This window comes from Marinobacter sp., assembly GCF_033722735.1.
Lineage (GTDB): Bacteria > Pseudomonadota > Gammaproteobacteria > Pseudomonadales > Oleiphilaceae > Marinobacter.
This window is the reverse complement of record NZ_JAWVYN010000012.1, coordinates 110123-127005: the sequence shown is the minus strand read 5'-3', so window position 1 is coordinate 127005 and position 16883 is coordinate 110123. Positions and strand designations below refer to the sequence as shown.

The 16883-nt window shown below is 62.4% G+C and carries 19 protein-coding genes; 9 read left to right on the top strand and 10 right to left on the bottom strand.

What is annotated here, in order from left to right; all coding sequences use genetic code 11:
- Both R3175_RS10925 and R3175_RS10920 read left to right on the top strand, forming a co-directional pair.
- Positions 1-1205: SulP family inorganic anion transporter (locus R3175_RS10925; protein WP_318944304.1), on the top strand; the 1205-nt coding region annotated here is incomplete at its 5' end.
- Positions 1202-2245, top strand: coding sequence for an MBL fold metallo-hydrolase (locus tag R3175_RS10920; RefSeq protein ID WP_318944303.1), 1044 nt, complete (start codon positions 1202-1204; stop codon positions 2243-2245). The genes R3175_RS10925 and R3175_RS10920, both read left to right, overlap by 4 nt.
- Positions 2246-2349: 104 nt before the next feature.
- Here R3175_RS10920 and R3175_RS10915 read toward each other — a convergent pair whose 3' ends face one another.
- The gene (locus R3175_RS10915; RefSeq protein WP_318944302.1) at positions 2350-2715 is read right to left on the bottom strand and encodes a hypothetical protein; all 366 of its coding nucleotides are present in this window, start codon (positions 2713-2715) and stop codon (positions 2350-2352) included.
- 161 nt (positions 2716-2876) lie between these two features.
- On the opposite strand from R3175_RS10915, the gene R3175_RS10910 reads away from it, so the two are divergent.
- Entirely contained in the window at positions 2877-3563 is a 687-nt protein-coding gene (locus R3175_RS10910) for a response regulator transcription factor (protein WP_318944301.1), read from the top strand.
- Positions 3563-4882: a HAMP domain-containing sensor histidine kinase gene (locus R3175_RS10905; RefSeq protein ID WP_318944300.1), complete on the top strand. Its 1320-nt coding sequence runs from the start codon at positions 3563-3565 to the stop codon at positions 4880-4882. Before R3175_RS10910 ends, R3175_RS10905 begins: the two co-directional genes overlap by 1 nt.
- Here the strand turns inward: R3175_RS10905 and R3175_RS10900 are convergent.
- Positions 4859-5050, bottom strand: coding sequence for a hypothetical protein (locus tag R3175_RS10900; protein WP_318944299.1), 192 nt, complete (start codon positions 5048-5050; stop codon positions 4859-4861). The genes R3175_RS10905 and R3175_RS10900 overlap by 24 nt on opposite strands.
- 47 nt (positions 5051-5097) lie before the next feature.
- On the opposite strand from R3175_RS10900, the gene R3175_RS10895 reads away from it, so the two are divergent.
- From R3175_RS10895 to R3175_RS10880, 4 genes are all read left to right on the top strand, one after another.
- Positions 5098-5700 (top strand): YigZ family protein, encoded by a 603-nt coding sequence (locus R3175_RS10895; RefSeq protein ID WP_318944298.1) that lies wholly within the window; start codon positions 5098-5100, stop codon positions 5698-5700.
- A gap of 60 nt (positions 5701-5760) precedes the next feature.
- A complete protein-coding gene (locus tag R3175_RS10890) occupies positions 5761-6288 on the top strand; it encodes a DUF4136 domain-containing protein (protein WP_318944297.1) in 528 nt (175 codons plus the stop codon).
- A gap of 24 nt (positions 6289-6312) precedes the next feature.
- Positions 6313-6669 (top strand): translation initiation factor Sui1, encoded by a 357-nt coding sequence (locus R3175_RS10885; RefSeq protein ID WP_318944296.1) that lies wholly within the window; start codon positions 6313-6315, stop codon positions 6667-6669.
- A 128-nt stretch (positions 6670-6797) separates the two neighbouring features.
- Positions 6798-8051 (top strand): D-amino acid dehydrogenase, encoded by a 1254-nt coding sequence (locus tag R3175_RS10880; RefSeq protein ID WP_318944295.1) that lies wholly within the window; start codon positions 6798-6800, stop codon positions 8049-8051.
- Positions 8052-8118: 67 nt separating this feature from the next.
- Here R3175_RS10880 and R3175_RS10875 read toward each other — a convergent pair whose 3' ends face one another.
- The gene (locus R3175_RS10875; protein WP_318944294.1) at positions 8119-9762 is read right to left on the bottom strand and encodes a fatty acid--CoA ligase; all 1644 of its coding nucleotides are present in this window, start codon (positions 9760-9762) and stop codon (positions 8119-8121) included.
- 377 nt (positions 9763-10139) lie between these two features.
- Positions 10140-10421 (bottom strand): pyrimidine/purine nucleoside phosphorylase, encoded by a 282-nt coding sequence (locus tag R3175_RS10870; RefSeq protein WP_318944293.1) that lies wholly within the window; start codon positions 10419-10421, stop codon positions 10140-10142.
- Between the two features lie 67 nt (positions 10422-10488).
- On the opposite strand from R3175_RS10870, the gene R3175_RS10865 reads away from it, so the two are divergent.
- Positions 10489-11007, top strand: coding sequence for a DUF4112 domain-containing protein (locus R3175_RS10865; protein WP_318944292.1), 519 nt, complete (start codon positions 10489-10491; stop codon positions 11005-11007).
- On the opposite strand, the gene R3175_RS10860 is transcribed toward R3175_RS10865, so the two are convergent.
- The 6 genes from R3175_RS10860 to R3175_RS10835 are packed head-to-tail and all read right to left on the bottom strand — an operon-like array spanning position 11001 to position 16811.
- Positions 11001-11333: a Na+/H+ antiporter subunit G gene (locus R3175_RS10860; protein ID WP_318944291.1), complete on the bottom strand. Its 333-nt coding sequence runs from the start codon at positions 11331-11333 to the stop codon at positions 11001-11003. The two genes, R3175_RS10865 and R3175_RS10860, sit on opposite strands and share 7 nt — an antisense overlap.
- A gap of 25 nt (positions 11334-11358) precedes the next feature.
- A complete protein-coding gene (locus tag R3175_RS10855) occupies positions 11359-11646 on the bottom strand; it encodes a K+/H+ antiporter subunit F (protein WP_318944290.1) in 288 nt (95 codons plus the stop codon).
- Positions 11643-12131 carry a Na+/H+ antiporter subunit E gene (locus tag R3175_RS10850; RefSeq protein WP_318944289.1) on the bottom strand — a complete coding sequence of 163 codons (489 nt, stop codon included), beginning with the start codon at positions 12129-12131 and terminating at the stop codon, positions 11643-11645. The genes R3175_RS10855 and R3175_RS10850 overlap by 4 nt, the downstream gene beginning before the upstream one ends.
- On the bottom strand, positions 12131-13648 hold the full coding sequence (locus R3175_RS10845; RefSeq protein WP_318944288.1) for a monovalent cation/H+ antiporter subunit D: 1518 nt from the start codon (positions 13646-13648) through the stop codon (positions 12131-12133). The genes R3175_RS10850 and R3175_RS10845 overlap by 1 nt, the downstream gene beginning before the upstream one ends.
- Complete coding sequence (locus R3175_RS10840) at positions 13645-14010, bottom strand: Na+/H+ antiporter subunit C (RefSeq protein ID WP_318944308.1); 366 nt, start codon at positions 14008-14010, stop codon at positions 13645-13647. Before R3175_RS10840 ends, R3175_RS10845 begins: the two co-directional genes overlap by 4 nt.
- Positions 14010-16811 (bottom strand): monovalent cation/H+ antiporter subunit A, encoded by a 2802-nt coding sequence (locus tag R3175_RS10835; RefSeq protein WP_318944287.1) that lies wholly within the window; start codon positions 16809-16811, stop codon positions 14010-14012. Before R3175_RS10835 ends, R3175_RS10840 begins: the two co-directional genes overlap by 1 nt.
- Positions 16812-16883: the final 72 nt, after the last annotated feature.

The following is a 16883-nucleotide window of genomic DNA, read 5'->3' as shown; positions in this document are numbered from 1 at the left end:
CTGGCCTGGTGGCGCGCGCCGGGTCCTGGGTTTGGGCGCACCCCCCCGCCTCCCCCCCCCGGGGGGGGGGGGGGTTGCCCACCCCCCCCGCGGCCTGGTACTGGCAACTGGAGGCGGCCGGGGTCAACCTGGTGGGCGCGGTGCCGAGTGGCTTGCCCAGTATCCGCTTGCCAATGCCGGATTCCGATATCTGGCGCGCGTTGCTCCCCGCAGCCGTGCTGATCAGTCTGGTTGGGTTTGTGGAATCGGTGTCGGTGGCCCAGACCCTGGCCGCCAAGCGCCGGCAGCGCATCGATCCCAACTCCGAACTGATGGCCCTGGGCCTGGCCAACGTGGGGTCCGGGATGAGCGGCGGTTCACCGGTCTCCGGTGGCTTTTCCCGTTCGGTGGTGAATTTTGAGGCGGGGGCGCAAACCCCCATCGCGGGCATTCTGACGGCGGCAGGCATCGCGATCACAACACTGACCCTGACCGGGCTGCTGGCATTCCTGCCCAAGGCAACCCTGGCGGCCACCATCATCGTGGCTGTCAGTACCCTGATCGACCTGCCCGCCATCCGCCGCACCCTGAATTATTCGAAAGCGGATGGGGCGGCCATGCTGGCCACCATTGTGCTTACCCTGGCCCATGGCGTGGAGGCCGGTATCACAGCGGGCGTGGCCATGTCCCTGGGGCTGTACCTGTATCGCACGAGCCGTCCCCACAGCGCGGTGGTAGGACGCATCCCGGGAACGGAACACTTCCGTAACGTTCAGCGCCACAGGGTGGAGACTGACGATGAAACCCTCTTCCTGCGGGTGGATGGCAGTCTGTACTTCGCCAACGCCCGGTATCTGGAGGATACGGTACTGGCGCTGGTTGCCTCCCGACCGGAGGTCCGGAATCTGGTGCTGGCCTGCCAGGCGGTCAACGATATCGATGCCTCGGCGCTGGAAAGTCTCGAGGCGATCAACAGTCGGCTGGCGGATGCCGGAATCCGGTTATACCTGGCGGAAGTCAAGGGGCCGGTCATGGATCGGCTCCGCACTACGGACTTCTACCGGCAACTGCGCGGTCGCATATTTCTGAGTACCTACGAGGCCTGGAATGCGCTGGTGACCCAGCCCAGGGTGCTTGCCGCCGAGCCCGTAGCGTCACACCCATTTATTCAAGGGGCTGGTAAAGGCCAAGCCCATCCAGACGATTCTCCGGGAGGTAGCCCATGATCTTTCGTCAACTCTTTGATGTGGTGTCATCCACCTATACTTATCTCCTGGCCGATGAAGGCAGCAAGCGCGCGCTCCTGATCGACCCGGTGTTCTCCCAGGCCAGGCGGGATCTGGCCCTGCTGGAGGAGCTGGGCCTGACGCTGGCCCTGGTGGTCGATACCCATGCCCACGCCGACCACATCACCGCCGCCTGGCTGCTGAAGCAGAAAACCGGGTGCCAGATTGCCTCCGCCAAGGTCCTCCAGGCTGAAAATGTGGACCTTCCCCTGGAGGACGGCCAGGAGTTTGGTGTCGATGGAGTGCGGCTCAAGGCTGTCGCCACACCCGGCCATACCGACGGCTGCATGAGCTATGTGCTCTCGGACCAGTCCATGGTGTTCACCGGCGACGCCCTGCTGATCCGGGGCTGCGGTCGCAGTGATTTCCAGCAGGGCAGTGCCCACAAGCTGTTCGAGTCCATTACCAAGCGCCTGTTTGCCCTGCCCGACGCCTGTCTGGTCTATCCGGCCCATGACTACAACGGCCGGACCGTCAGTACCATTGGTGAGGAAAAAGCGTTCAACGCCCGGGTGGGGGGCGGAGCCAATGTGACGGACTTTGTGGAATACATGCACGCCATGAAACTTCCCCATCCCAAGAAGATCGATGAGGCGTTGCCGGCGAATATGCGCAGTGGCTGCCCGGAAGACGGCCGGTTGCCGGAGGACCCGAGCTGGGCCGATATCCATGTGACCTTTGGCGGCGTTCCCGAGATTGACTACAACTGGCTGGAGCGACACCTGGACAAGGTCACCGTACTGGACGTCCGTCTCGACGAGGAAGTGAAGGACGCCCCGGTGTCCGAAGCCCTGGTGGACCTGCACATACCGCTGGACCAGTTGCGCGCGAGGGTGGGGGAAGTGCCCAAAGACAAGCCAGTCGTGACACTGTGTCGTGCCGGGCGTCGGTCGGCGATGGCGGTGAACATTCTCAAGGAGAGTGGTTTCGAGCAGGTTGCCAGCCTGAGCCGGGGCTTGCTGGCGATATCCCGACACTGATCGATGGCCGCTATGGCTCGCTGGCGTAACTGCTGCCGACCGGGCGTCTGGAGCGCAACCGCTCGCGTTCCAGACGCCCGGGTGTTCGGGGATGGTTGCCGAGATCAGTCCTGTGCCTGCCGTCCCTCACAGTGTTCCATCATCCGGGCGCGGCGCTCTTCCCGGTGTTGCTCCCACTCGGCTTTCTGCTCTTCATGAATCTGGTCCCAGATTTCCCGCTGTGTCTCGGTGAGTTGCAGACGGTCTGCCATTTCGGCCCGACGTTGCTCCATGCGTTCATGAAACGCCGCCCGACGCTCGTCCCGGTCAAGCGGGGCTTCTCCGGCCCGCAGTCGTTCGCAGACATCGCCGGGCGGTTTGCCATGGTGTGATTCGGCGCCATGGTGGCCGGCGAGGGCCAGTGGGCTGGCCAGCAGGGTGACGGAAAACAGCGCCGGCATCAGCCAGTGGGTTGCGGTGGTGCTTCTCATGGTGTTGCTCCCAGGTCGTTGAATGGACAACGATCAGTTTAGCCCCGGGTTTTGTCAAAGGCTGTCAGCCAGCTGTAAAGGTTCTGCAAAGATCGAGTGTTGTGACGGGGGAGATCGGCCTGACATGCTAGAATCCTTGGAGGTTTCAGGAGGTTGGAGCTTTGCAGAACCGGGTATTGCTGATCGAAGACGACGAGGAACTGCGGCAGTTGCTGGCCCGGTACCTCAGCGGCCAGGGCTTCACTGTGCGGGAAGCGGCCAACGGCCGGGACGGCCTGTCGTTGGCGGTGGAGCATCATTGCGACGTGGTGGTTCTGGATATCATGTTGCCAGACCTCAATGGTCTGGAAGTGCTGCGGGAGCTGCGCACCCGCACCCATCTGCCGGTGGTGTTGCTGACGGCTCGCGGGGATGAGACCGACCGCATCGTGGGGTTTGAGGTGGGCGCGGACGATTACATCCCCAAACCCTGCAATCCACGGGAACTGGTGGCGCGTCTGCAGGCCCTGCTGCGGCGGGTGAGCTGGGACCGCAAGTCGGAGGAATCCGCTGCCCGCCGTGTCGGCGACCTGCGCATCGAACCGGACCAGCGGCGGGTTTTCCTGAAGGAGTCGCCGTTGGAACTGACCGCCACCGAGTACGAGATCCTGCAGGTGCTGCTGGCCCATGCCGGCAGCGTCGTCCGCAAGACCGATTTGATGCAGTGGGCCCTGGGCCGTCGATTGGCCCCCCATGACCGCACCCTGGATATGCACATCAGTAACCTTCGCCGCAAGCTCGGTGAGGAACGGCCCACACGTATCGAAACGGTTCGTGGCCTGGGCTACACCCTGCGGGAACCTGCCTGATGGCCAAGCGACGCCTGTTTCCCCTGTTCTGGCGGATTTTCCTGCTCATCTGGTTGGCCATGGCGGTGACGGTATTGGCCAGCAATCTGGCCACCCGGCAACTGATCGACCAGGAGCGTCAGGCGATTGAGCGCCAGGAAGGGTTGCGAACGCTCGCGCAGGAGGCGATCCGGATTCGCCAAACGCGAGGGGGGCGGGCTCTGCGTCGGTTCTTGCATCAGCAGGGCCTGGAACGGGACCTGCATATTGTATTGCTGGAGCCGGGGCGGCGTAACGAGCACCTGCCGCCAGAGGTTCGGGACCGGATGGAGCCGGGGTGGCACCGACCCCGGCCGGCCGTGTTCCCCGTCGGGGATGGCTACCGGCTGGTGGCCTGGCCTCGTATCGGGGGTGAGGGCTGGCTGGATCCCCGACTGTTCCGTTTGCTGGAACTGATCATTGGCTTTGTTTTGATCACTCTGGCCTGCTGGTGGCTCGCCCGGCGGATATCCCGGCCGCTGCGGCACATGGAACACACCGCCCGGCAGATCGCCGGTGGCGACCCGACGCTGCGGGTCAGCGACCGAATCGCCAATCGATTGGATGAAATCGGTGCCCTGGCCACGGCGTTCAATGACATGACCGATCGGCTCTGCCACCTGCTGGAGCGGCAGAAACACCTGCTGCGGGACATTTCCCACGATCTTCGCACCCCGCTGACCCGACAGCGTATTGCCATTGAGCTGGCCAGTGACACCGGCGCAGATCCCGGGCTGATGGCCAGCATCCTGCGCCAGAATGAACGGTTGGAGGCGATGACCGCCCAGATTCTTACCCTGTACCAGGTGATTGAGGAGGGTGGGGAAATGAGCCGCGAAGCGGTTGATCCGGTGCGGGTGTTGCAGCAGGTGTTGCAGGATGCGGCAGACTACGCGGAACAGCGTGGGGTAGACTGCCGCCTCGAGGTGAGAGCGGACTGTCGGTTGGTGTCGGTGCTTGGGGATCCACACCTGCTGCAGCGAGCCTTCGACAACATCCTGCAGAATGCCCTGGACCATACGCCGCCCGGCCGGGTGGTCGTTTGCCGTTGCCGGCGGACCGATGACCGGTTTTGCCTTGAGGTGCAGGACCAGGGCCCCGGCGTGGCCGACGCCGCCCTGGCACACCTGTTCGAACCTTTTTACCGCACCGACGAGGCCCGCTCGGGACAGGGCTGGGGGTTGGGGCTGGCGATTGCGCGGGATATTGTCGTAGGGCACGATGGGGCCATCGAAGCGGCCAACGGCCAGGACGGCGGACTGGTCGTACGGATCGCTCTACCGGTGTTCGTCGGGGACTGAGTTGCCAACCTGGGTGTTGTCCTCCGCTGGTTGCGGACGGAGTTGAACAGCACCAGAAAAATCAATACCTTCCTGCAGTTCCTCGTCGTCGTACCGGATGCCGCAGGCGGCCTTCCTGACGTTGGCCGGTGGTGCGGTTCCCGGGGTAGGATGTTGGCGATCAGACATGACGGCATACCCCCTGTCGGTTCCAAAGTTCGATCAGGTACTGTGATGTGAGCAAAGATTATCCCATACCCGCCGGTTTTCTGGAATGCGAGACCGACGTCAAGAAAAGCCGGTTCATCGCCCGGGTGGCACCGGTGTCCAGTCGTGATGAGGTTCGGGCGTGGCTGGACCAGGCGCATCGGGACCATCCCGATGCGCGGCATATCTGTTGGGCCTACCAGATCGGGCGGCCCGGCTCGGCCGCCGAGGCGGCTATGAACGACGACGGTGAACCGTCCGGTACCGCTGGCAAGCCCATCCTGAATGTCATCCAGCATAAGGATATGGGGGATGTGCTGGTGATGGTCATCCGCTATTTCGGTGGCATCAAGCTGGGGGCGGGCGGATTGGTGCGGGCCTATGCCGGGGCGGCGGAGAGTGTGCTGTCCCAGGTGGAGCGGGTGATCCAGCCAGCCCTGCAGTCCGTCCAGGTTGCCATGTCCTATGCCGACGAACAGCCGGTTCGGCACTGGTGCAGCCAGCATGGTGCCCAGGTTGTCTCGGTCGACTACAGCGCCGGTGTGCAGGCGGTGGTTGAGGTGCCCGTCACCTCACTGGCGGATTTTACAGCCTTCTGTGAGGCGCAGAAGCTGCAATTCACGCAGGAATGAACGCTGGCGGTAAATTCGGTCAAAAGGATACTCCCTCAGATGCGAACGAGGAAACAGCTCATGCGAATTCCAGCACTCTTGCTAGCCCTGTCGCTGCTGGCCGGTTGCGCCAGCAAAGTGGTAACCGATTACGACGCCGCTGCATCCTTCGAGAATTACCAGACCTGGGCGTTTGCCCCCGGCCTTCAGGCTCAGGGGTTCACCTCCCTGGACAGTGCCCGGGTAAAGAATGCGGTGACCCGCGAGATGGCGGCCAAACAGTTGCGTAGTGTGTCCTCCGAGCAGGCGGACTTGCTGGTGGCCTATCAGGTGGTCGAGGAAGAGCGTCTGCAAAGCTACGGGTTCAGTTACGGACTGGGATTCGGGCACCGTCCTTTCGGCTGGGGCATTGCCTCGGCGCCGCCGGTGCGGGAAGTGAAGGAAGGCAAACTGGTGGTTGAACTGGTGGACCGTGCCAGTGAAAAAGTCGTTTGGCGGGCTGCCAGTCGGCGTTATCTCACCGAAGATCAGTCGCCGGAATACCGCAGTGAATTGATTGACGAGCTGGTCACCGAGATGTTCAATCGGTTTCCGCCGGAAACACGTTGAATTTACCGATAACTTGGAGTCTCCATGAAGAAACGATCCCAGGGGGGGCTGGTGTATTCCACCGATCAGGGCCGCATGTGCCCCGGATGCCGGAATCCCCTTGATGACTGTACCTGCCGCCAGCCCCAGCTGCCTGCTGGCGACGGTGTTGTGCGGGTGAGCCGGGAAACCAAGGGCCGCAAGGGCAAGGGCGTTACCCTGGTTACCGGAATCCCGCTGGCGGAAAAGGAACTCAAGGCCCTGGCCAAGACCCTGAAGGCCAGATGCGGTACCGGCGGCACCGTGAAGGACGGTGTGGTGGAAATTCAGGGTGACCAGCGGGACGTTCTGGTCCCCCTGCTCGAACAGAAAGGCTGGACCGTCAAACGGGCGGGTGGATAGCGCCCCCCGATTATTGCTGATGGTTTCGGGTCTTCTCACACCCTGGCCGAAGGTCACCAACCCATTGTGTCTCTAAACGGTTACAATGGCTGCTTTTGTACTCTTGGATTTTCCAGCGGAGGGTAAATATGCACGTTCTGGTTATGGGCGCCGGTGTGGTCGGCATCACCTCAGCCTGGTATCTGCGTCAGGCCGGTTACGATGTGACGGTGGTGGATCGCCAGAACAAGGCCGGGCTGGAAACCAGCTACGCCAACGGCGGTCAGATTTCGGTTTCCCACGCCGAGCCCTGGGCTAACCCGGGCACGCCCCTGAAGGTGTTGAAGTGGCTTACCCAGCCGGACGCCCCCATCCTGTTCAAACCCCGTCTGGATTTGGCGCAATGGCGTTGGGCGATCAGTTTCCTGACTCAGTGCACCTCCGCCAAGGCCGCCTACAACATTCGCCAGATGGTGAATCTGGGCACCTACAGCCGCACCCAGCTGCAGGCGCTTCGGCAGGAAACCGGCATCGAGTATGACAGCCTGTCCAAGGGGATCCTGCATTTCTACACCAATCCCCGCGAGTTTGAAGCCGCCCTGGAACCCGCGCGTTTGATGCGGGAGCTGGGCTGTGACCGTCAGGTTATCGATGCGGACCGGGCGATTGAGCTGGAGCCGGCACTGGCGCCGGCGCGCCATCGCATCGTCGGCGCCACCTACACCTGCGAGGATGAATCCGGCGACGCCCGCAAGTTTACCCAGGCCCTGGCTGACCTGGCTGCGGCGGCCGGGGTGAAGTTCCGCTTTGGCACCGACATTCTCGGGTTTGAGCATACCCGTGACCGGATTCTGGGGGTGCGTACGCTGCATGAGGGCCATTACGAAACCCTGCACGCGGACAGCTATGTGCTCAGTCTGGGCAGTTTCAGTGCCGTACTGGCCCGGCAACTGGGGCTGTTTCTCAATATTTACCCTGCCAAGGGTTACTCCATTACCGTGCCGGTGAAGGAGGACAAGGCGGCCTACCAGGTTAGCCTCACCGACGATGAATACAAGCTGGTCTATTCAAGGCTAGGGGATCGGATACGGGTGGCCGGTACGGCCGAGCTGAACGGTTACGACCGCAAACTCAATCTCACCCGCTGCCGGGCCATCGTCCGTCGCACGGCCGAACTGATGCCAGAGGCGGCCCACTGGGAACAGGCGGAGTTCTGGAGTGGCCTGCGCCCGGCGACCCCGTCCAACGTGCCCTACATCGGCCGAAGCCACCTGGGCAACCTCTACCTCAACACCGGCCATGGTACCCTGGGCTGGACCCATTCCTGCGGCTCCGCCGCGGCGCTGGTGGACATCATTGCCGGCAAGCGTCCGGAGGTGGATTTCGCCTTTGCCGGTTTCTGAGAGGGAATAATCGAGGGGAGACAGGTTGCGCCCGCCACCAGCCGGTGAGCGGGCACAATTCGGCGCATTAGCCGAGCTGGTCGCGGATCAGTTTCTTGTTGATCTTGCCGACACTGGTCTTGGGAATGTCGTCGACAAAGTCGATCTGGGCCGGGATGGCCCACTTGTTGATTTCCCCGCTCTCGACAAACTGCGTCAGGTGATTCTGGATGTCTTCCAGATTGGCCTCCTTACCGGCCCTCAGGGTCACCAGGGCGTGGGGGCGCTCACCCCATTTGTCGTCCGGCACGCCCACAACGGCTGCGGCGGCGACGGCGGGATGCTGGCTGATCAGGTTTTCCAGGTCCAGGGACGACAGCCATTCGCCACCGGTCTTGATCACGTCCTTGATACGGTCCTTGATCAGCAGGGTCTGGTCCGGGTCGATGCTGGCGACATCGCCGGTGTGCAGCCAGCCGCCTTCCCACAGCTCGCGCCCCTTCTCCGGCTCCTTCAGATAGCTCTGGGTCAGCCAGGGCGCGCGGGCAACCACTTCGCCCTTGCTAACGCCGTCGTGTGGCAGGGAGTTGCCCTCGGAATCAACGATGCGGATATCCACCAGGGGGACCGGCACGCCAGTCTTGATTCGCCGAGCAGTCTGCTGCTCCAGCGGTAACTCCAGGTCTTCCGGCTGCAGATGGGTAGTGGTCAGCAACGGCCCCGTCTCCGACATGCCATAGCCGGTGTACATGTGAATGCCCAGCTCGGCACCGGCGTTGCACAGGCTCTCGGTGAGCGCACTGCCGCCAATCAACACGTGCCAGTTGCTCAGGTCGGCCGTCTTGATCGACTCGGTGGCCAGCATCATCTGCATGATGGTAGGCACGCAGTGGGAAAAGGTGACCTTGTGTTCCTTGAGCAGGTTCACCAGTAGTTCGGGCTCGTAGCGCCCCGGATAGACCTGCTTGATGCCAAGCAGGGTAGCGGCATAGGGCACCCCCCAGGCGTGGACGTGGAACATGGGGGTGATGGGCATGTACACCGACGAGGAACGCAGCATCGGCATCTCGTCGTAGGCGGACAGGCTGCCGGCCATGGCCAGGGTATGCAGGACCAGCTGTCGGTGGCTGAAGAAAACGCCCTTGGGGTTGCCGGTGGTGCCGGTGGTGTAGAAGGTGGTGGCAATGCTGTTTTCGTCGAAATCGGGGAAATCGAATGTGGCACCGGACTGATCCAGAAGCGCCTCGTAGCTGCCCAGCGTCGCCAGCGAGGTGTTGGCGGGTGTGTCCTGGTCGGTAAGCTGGATATAGCCCCTGACCGTCTCGATCTGGTCCTTTATTCCTTCCATGATGGGCAAGAAGTCGTCGTGCACCAGCACGAAGTCGTCCTCGGCATGGTTCATGGTGTAGACGATCTGCTCCGGCGACAGTCGCACGTTAACCGTGTGCAGAACGGCACCGAGCATGGGGATGGCGAAGAAGCATTCAAGGTAGCGGGGCGTGTCCCAGTCCATCACCGCAACGGTATCTCCGGCCTTGACGCCGGCGTCGGTGAGGGCGTTAGCCAGTCGGTTTACCCGCTCAACCAGGTCGGCGTAGGTGTACTTGCTGCGGTTGGCATAGACAATCTCCTGGTTCGGGGCATAACGAGGGCCGGACAGGAGCAGCTGTTTGATCAGCAGGGGATACTGGTAGGCGTTTTCCGCTGCGGGAAGTAACTTTGTCTGTGTCATGAATCGCGGTCTCCATGCTTGTTGTTGGTCTTGGCGATCTGGATGGCCTGTCAGTCTACTCTGGACACCGGGGGCAGAATGTCAACGATTTTCCATTTGGCCTGTTCAATGGGAGAAGCGGCTGGGACAATCAGCGATAATCCGGTACCGGACTGAAGTTGGCGTTGGGCGCAGCGGGATTGGTATGGAAAGGCGCTAGGACAGGTAGGGCGCGGAAGGGGCGGAAGATCGGTCCGTCTGGCGCCCGGGCATCACCTCGGCTCATCCGCAAATACGGATGAACGACAGCTCGGGACCCTCTGATAGACGCCTGAATCGTCTCTGCGCGTTGTGCGGGTCAGAGTCGATCCAGGAGTGAATCAGCGGCTCCCTGAGGCTTATTCGTAGGTGCAGAGATAGGCGGTGTCGATGTCGGTCTTCGCCTTGAAACTGGACTGACCGGCGACTTCAAAGGCTTCACCCGCGCCGTAGGTCATCCACTCGCTCATGCCGGGCAACAGCACGGTCAGGGCGCCGCTGATTACGGTCATGGTCTCTTTCTGGGTGGTGCCAAACTCGTACTCGCCGGGGCTGATCACGCCAACAGTGGCGGGCAGGGTGGCGGTCTGGAAGGCGATCGACTTTGCCTTGCCGTCAAAATATTCGTTAACTTGCAGCATCGATTGGGCTCCTTGAAACGGTTGGGGGCTTACTATACGGCAAAAATACCAACTGGGAATGACAAAATTGACGAAGGTTCCTGACTCTTCTGGGCAACACCCCGAGCGCGAACGATACCAACGGGCCCTGACTCGGCTTGACCGCTACGCCAGGACCCTGGACAGCCAGTTCCGTATTCCGTTCACCCGCATCCGCTTCGGTCTTGATCCGCTGATTGGGCTGCTGCCCGGGATTGGTGACGTGGTCGGCCTGGTGTTGTCGCTCTATCTGGTGGTGGAGGCCATTCGCATCGGGGCCGGGCCCGGGGTGGTGGTTCGAATGCTGGGCAATCTGCTGGCAGAGTTCGTGATCGGCCTGGTACCGGTACTGGGGGACGCGTTCGACCTGATGTGGCGGGCCAATGACCGAAACGCCGCGCTGCTGCGCGGCCATATCGAACGCAAGCTGACGCCGGCGCGACCACGGCGGCCCTGGCTGTCCTATGTCCTGATTGGTGTCTTCGCCATCCTGATGCTGCTATTGCTGGCCCTGGTGGGCACCTCGTTGCTGGCGCCCCTGTTCGAACCCGCTGTTGTCGCTTACTGATCCCAGGGCTTGCCCCGGGTCTCCGGGGTACGGTCCACGCCAATGTGCATGGCCGCCTTGGCCAGGATGTTGGCGCTTACCGGCGCGGTGAGGAACAGGAACACGGTGATGAGGATCTCTGCGATGTTGATCCCCGGGCTGCGCACGGTGAAATACGCCACTGAACCCAGCATGATGGCGCCCACGCCCAGGGTGGTGGCCTTGGTGGGGCCGTGCAGGCGGGTGAAGAAGTCCGGCAGGCGAGCCAGGCCGATGGCGCCGACCAGGGAAAAGAAGCCACCAATCAGCAGTAGGGCGGCGATGAAGTATTGATAGACAGGCTGCATGGTTATTGCTCCCAGTCCGTGACCGTTACTCGATCACGCTGCCGCGTTTGAGGTACTTGGCCAGGGCCACGGTTCCGACGAAGCCCATGACCGCGATCAGCAGGGCGGACTCCATGTAGAGCCGGGTCTCCAGGGTGATACCCAGCAAGATGATCAGGGCGATGGCATTGATGTACAGGGTGTCCAGGGCCAGCACCCGATCCGGCGCGTCCGGTCCCTTGATCAGCCGGTAGACGTTCAGCAGGGCTGCCAGGGTCACCATGCCAATGGTGATATGCAGGGCCCAGGCGAGTACGGGCAGGGTTGTGATCATTGGAAAATCTCCTGAAGCGGTTTTTCATACCGCTGCCTGATGGTGTCGATGACTTCCTGCTCGTCCTCGGCGTCGAGGGCGTGAATCAGCAGGATGCGGTTGTCGTCACTGACATCGGCACTCACTGTGCCCGGGGTTAGGGAGATGGTGCTGGCCAGCATGGTGATGGCTAGAGGGTGTTCCAGGCTGAGCGGGTAGGAAATGAACACCGGTCGGGGCTTGCGCGGGCTCAATACCAGACGGGCCACCGCCACGCTGGCCACCACAATGTCCCAGAGTACCCGCAAGATGTACATGGGCAGCAGCCACCCCTTGACCAGGGCCGGGCGCTCCGGCCAGAAATTACTGGTCAGTCGCGGTAGTAGCCAGGCCAGGATCAGGCCCATCACGACGCTGGCACCGGACACGCCGTCGTTGAGCACTTGCCAGACCAGGAACAGGTTCAGGCTGAGAAACGGTTGTGGAAATCCGAGTCGGGACAGCATCAGAGTCCTCCCACCACGACCTGGGCCTGCAGGATGGCCAGGTACTCACTGGTATTGAACAGTTGCTCGGCGGTGGCATCCACATAGGCGCTGATCGGGCCTGCCAGCAACACAATCACCACCGCCATGCCCACCAGACCGCCGGCGGCCACTGTCAATGGCAGGGTCAGCCGTTCCGGCTGCGATACGTGGCCCTCCACGGTACGCCAGAACACGATGGAGCCGGCGCGGCTATAGGCAATCAGGGTAAAGAAGCTGCCGATGATCAGCCCCCCCCACAGCCAGGCCAGCTGGGGTCCGGGAGTGGCGGCCTGAAGGATCAGCAGCTTGGCGAAGAAACCGCTGAGCGGCGGCAAGCCGACCGAGGCAACCGCGCCGAGCATGAACAGCACGCTCAGCAGGGTACGGTTGTACATGGGCGGTGCGGTGACGATCTTGTCCGCCGCGGCACCGCGCTGGCCTGCAATCAGGTCCACCACCAGGAACAGACCGGCCACGATCCAGGTGGTGTTTAGCAGGTAGAACAGCGCTGCCGAGGTGCCCTCTTGGGTTCCCAGGCCCACCGCCGCCAACAGCGTGCCGATGGAGATAATGACTTGCCAGGTGATCAGGGTGCGCAGGCTGCGGGACCCGATTGCACCCACGACACCCATGGCCAGGGTGGCCAGCGCGAGGGGGAACAGCCAATCCAGCCCCAGGTGGGCCAGCGGCCCGGCATCGGCGCCGAAGATCAGCGTGAACACCCGGACGATGGCGTAGAAACCCACCTTGGTCATCACCGCGAACAGGGCCGCCACCGGCGCCGTGGCGGCTCCGTAGGCTTTGGGCAGCCAGAAACACAGCGGCAGGATGGCGGCCTTGAGGCCGAACACCACCAGCAGCATGAGGCCGCCCGCTTTCACCAGCGGCAGGTCCTCGGCGCTCACCTGGGGAACCTTGACCGCCAGGTCGGCCATGTTGAGGGTGCCGGTGACGCTGTACAGCATGCCCACGCTGATCAGGAACACCGCGGAGCCCGCCAGGTTCAGCACCACGTAGTGCAGGCTGGGGATGGTGCGCTTGGTGCCGGTCCCCTGCATCAGCAGACCGTAGGAGGCGATCAGCAGTACCTCAAAGGCCACGAACAGGTTGAACAGGTCGCCGGTGAGGAACGCAATGTTCAGTCCCAGCAACTGAAACAGGAACAGGGCGTGGAACTGGCGGCTGCTCTCGTCGGTCTTGTGGACGGCGAACAGGTGGCAGAAAAACGCCAGGATGGCTGTCATCAACAGCATCAGCGCCGACAGCCGATCGAGTATCAGGACGATGCCGAACGGCGGCGCCCAGTTACCGAAGGTGTAAACCCGGTAGCTGCCATCGCTGGCCAGCGCCAGCAGGCCGATGGTGGACACCAGCAGCAGTACGGTGGTGGACAGGGCCAGTGTCCGGCGCAGGGAAATCGGCGCATAGCCGATAAAGATCTGAATGATACCGCCGAGTAACGGAATCAGGATTGGTGCGGTCAGCCAGTGGTTCATCGGCCGTCTTCCTCCTCATCCTCCAACCGCAGACGGGCGGAACTCTCCCGGCCGTCGACGTGGTCGTCATGGTGGTCTGCCTGTTTGCGCAACGCCAGCACGACCACAAAAGCGGTCATGGCAAAGCCGATGACGATGGCGGTCAGCACCAGGGCCTGGGGGAGCGGGTCGGAATAGTTGTCGGTACTGCCCAGGATCGGCTGTCCTCCGGTGACCAGGCGACCGGTGGAGAACAGAAACAGGTTGACCCCATATGACAGCAGGGTCAGGCCAACGATCACCGGGAAGGTGCGGGCGCGTAGCAGCAGGTAGACACCGGAGGCGGTCAGGGTGCCGATTGTCAGGGCAAAGGCCAGTTCCATCATTCGCCTCCTTTCAGGTGTGTGATGGCCGAGTGGGGGGACAGGTTACCCAGGCTGACCAGGGCCAGCAGTGTGGCGCCGATCACTGTCAGGTAAACCCCCAGGTCGAAGATCAGCGCCGAGGCCACTTCAAACTTGCCTACCACCGGCCAGGTAATGTAACCGAAGGTGGAGGTCAGGAACGGGAAGCCAAAGGCATAGCTGCCAGCACCGGCAACCACGGCGAACAACAGCCCCAGGCCGATCACATTGTGGTAGCGGATGGAGACCCGGGCCTGGGTCCATTGCATGCCGCTGGCAATGTACTGCAACAGCAGGGCCACGGCGGTAATCAGGCCGGCAATGAAGCCACCGCCAGGCAGGTTGTGGCCGCGCAGGAAGATGTACAGCGACACCATCAGTGCCAGCGGCAGCATCGGCCGGGCAATCTGGCGCAGCATCACCGGATAGGCATCCCGCGTCCAGGGATGGCCGTGGCCGTCGCCGGGAGGCGGCGTCAGCTGAACATTTTTCAGCAGGGTGTAGATGCCCAGGGCGGCGATGGCCAGCACGGTAATCTCGCCCAGGGTATCGAAGCCCCGGAAATCCACCAGGATGACGTTGACCACGTTGGTGCCGCCACCGCCTTTCTTGCTGTGCTCCAGGAAATAGCTGGATATCGAGTCGAACGGCTGGGTCAGCATGGCCAGGGTGATCAGGGTCATGCCGGCCCCCGCCACCAGGGCGATGGCGATGTCGCGAATCCGCCGGGACCAGGATGCTTCAATGGGAGTCCAGGACGGCATGTAGTACAGGGCCATCATCAACAGCACGATGGTGACCACCTCCACCGACAACTGGGTCATCGCCAGGTCCGGGGCGGAAAAACGGGCGAAGGCCAGCGCCACCAATAATCCCACCACGCTGAGCAGGATCAGGGCGTAGAAACGGGTCCGGTGCATTGCCGCTGTGCCAACGGCGCAGAGCATCAGCACCAGGGCGCCAGTGGCCGTGGGGACGTCAATCGGGGACAGGCCATTGGCTCCTACGAAGACGCCCAGCTCACTGATGGGGCCCCAGGCAACGGCAATGGCGCTGAGCACGAACAGCAGGGCGTAGCGTTGCAGCGAGCCGCTCTCCAGCATGTGGGTAAAGGTTGCGGCCAGGTCCTCCATTTTCAGGGCGACCTTCTCGAAGATCGCCTTCTCGTCGATTTCCTTGAACCGGGCGTGGAAGTCAAAGAAACGCTGGCGCTGGCTGTACATCAGCAATCCGCCGAAGAATGCCAGGAAACTCATCAGCAGCGGCAGGTTGAAGCCGTGCATCACCGCCAGTTGATAGTCCGGTACGTTGCCGGCCAGGGTGGCGGAGGCGGCAATGTTGAGCAGCGGCCCGATGGAGATGGCCGGAAACATCCCCACCATCACACAGGCAAACACCAGGATCTCCACCGGAATTTTCATGTAACGTGGTGGCTCGTGGGGCGGATAGACGGGCAGGTCCTTTGGCTTGCCGTTGAAAAACACATCATGGATAAAGCGCGCCGAATAGGCGACCGCGAAGATCCCCGCCAGGGTTGCCACCAGGGGAGGCACATAGGCCCACAGGCCCGGCAGGTTAAGGGCCAGGGATTCGGCAAAGAACATCTCCTTGCTCAGGAAGCCATTGAGCAGGGGGACACCGGCCATGGAGGCCGCAGCCACCATGGCCAGGGTGGCGGTGTGGGGCATGAACTGCCAAAGGCCGTTGATGCGGCGCATGTCGCGGGTGCCGGTTTCATGGTCGATGATGCCGGCGGCCATGAACAGGGAGGCCTTGAAGGTGGCGTGGTTAATCACGTGGAACAGCGCGGCCACCGCCGCGAGCTTGGTGCCCATGCCAAACAGCAGCGTAATCAGTCCCAGGTGACTCACGGTGGAGTGGGCCAGCAGCCCTTTCAGGTCATGCTTGAACAGCGCCACGTAGGCGCCAATGAGCAAAGTGGCCATGCCGGTGAAGCTGACCATGTAGAACCATTGCTCGGTGCCCGCCAGGGCCGGGTACAGCCGGGCCATCAGGAAGATGCCCGCCTTCACCATGGTGGCGGAGTGCAGGTAGGCGGAAACCGGTGTGGGCGCCTGCATGGCGTGTGGCAGCCAGAAATGGAATGGGAACTGGGCCGATTTGGTGAAGGCGCCCAGCAGCACCAGGGTCAGCGCGAACGGGTACAGCGCATGGGCCTGAATGAGGTCGGCGGCGGCCAGCACGTCATCCAGCTCGTAACTGCCGACGATGCGCCCGATCAACAGGATACCGGCCAACAGGGCCAGGCCACCACCGCCGGTGACCGCCAGCGCCATGCGGGCGCCGCGACGGGCATCCTTCTTGTGGTTCCAGAAGCTGATCAGCAGGAACGACGTCAGACTGGTCAGCTCCCAGAACACCAGCATCAGCAGCAGGTTGCTGGACAGCACAATCCCCAGCATGGCCCCCTTGAAACACAACAGCATGGCGTAGAACTTGCCAACATTCTCGTGGGGCTTGAGGTAATAACGGGCGTACAGAATGATGAGCAGGCCAATCACCAGAATCAGCAGTGCAAACAGCAGCGACAGCCCGTCGAGGCGGAAGCTCAGAGAGAGACCAATGGAAGGCATCCATTCGAAGGTCTGAACCAGAACGCCGCCGTCGGCCAGTCGTTTCCAGTGCGGGAAGAGCGCCATCAGGGCGATCAGCGCCGGCACGGACGAAGCGATGGCGATGGCCGTGCGGCCAGCCTGGGCAAACAGGGGCGCAGCAACAGCCCCGAGAAACGGTAGTAAAACGACTAGCGATAGCGTCATCGCAACCTCGTTGTTGAATCCATGCCACTGTTGTGGCTGAGTTAATTACTTTGGTTGCCTGAGTTTAGTAGC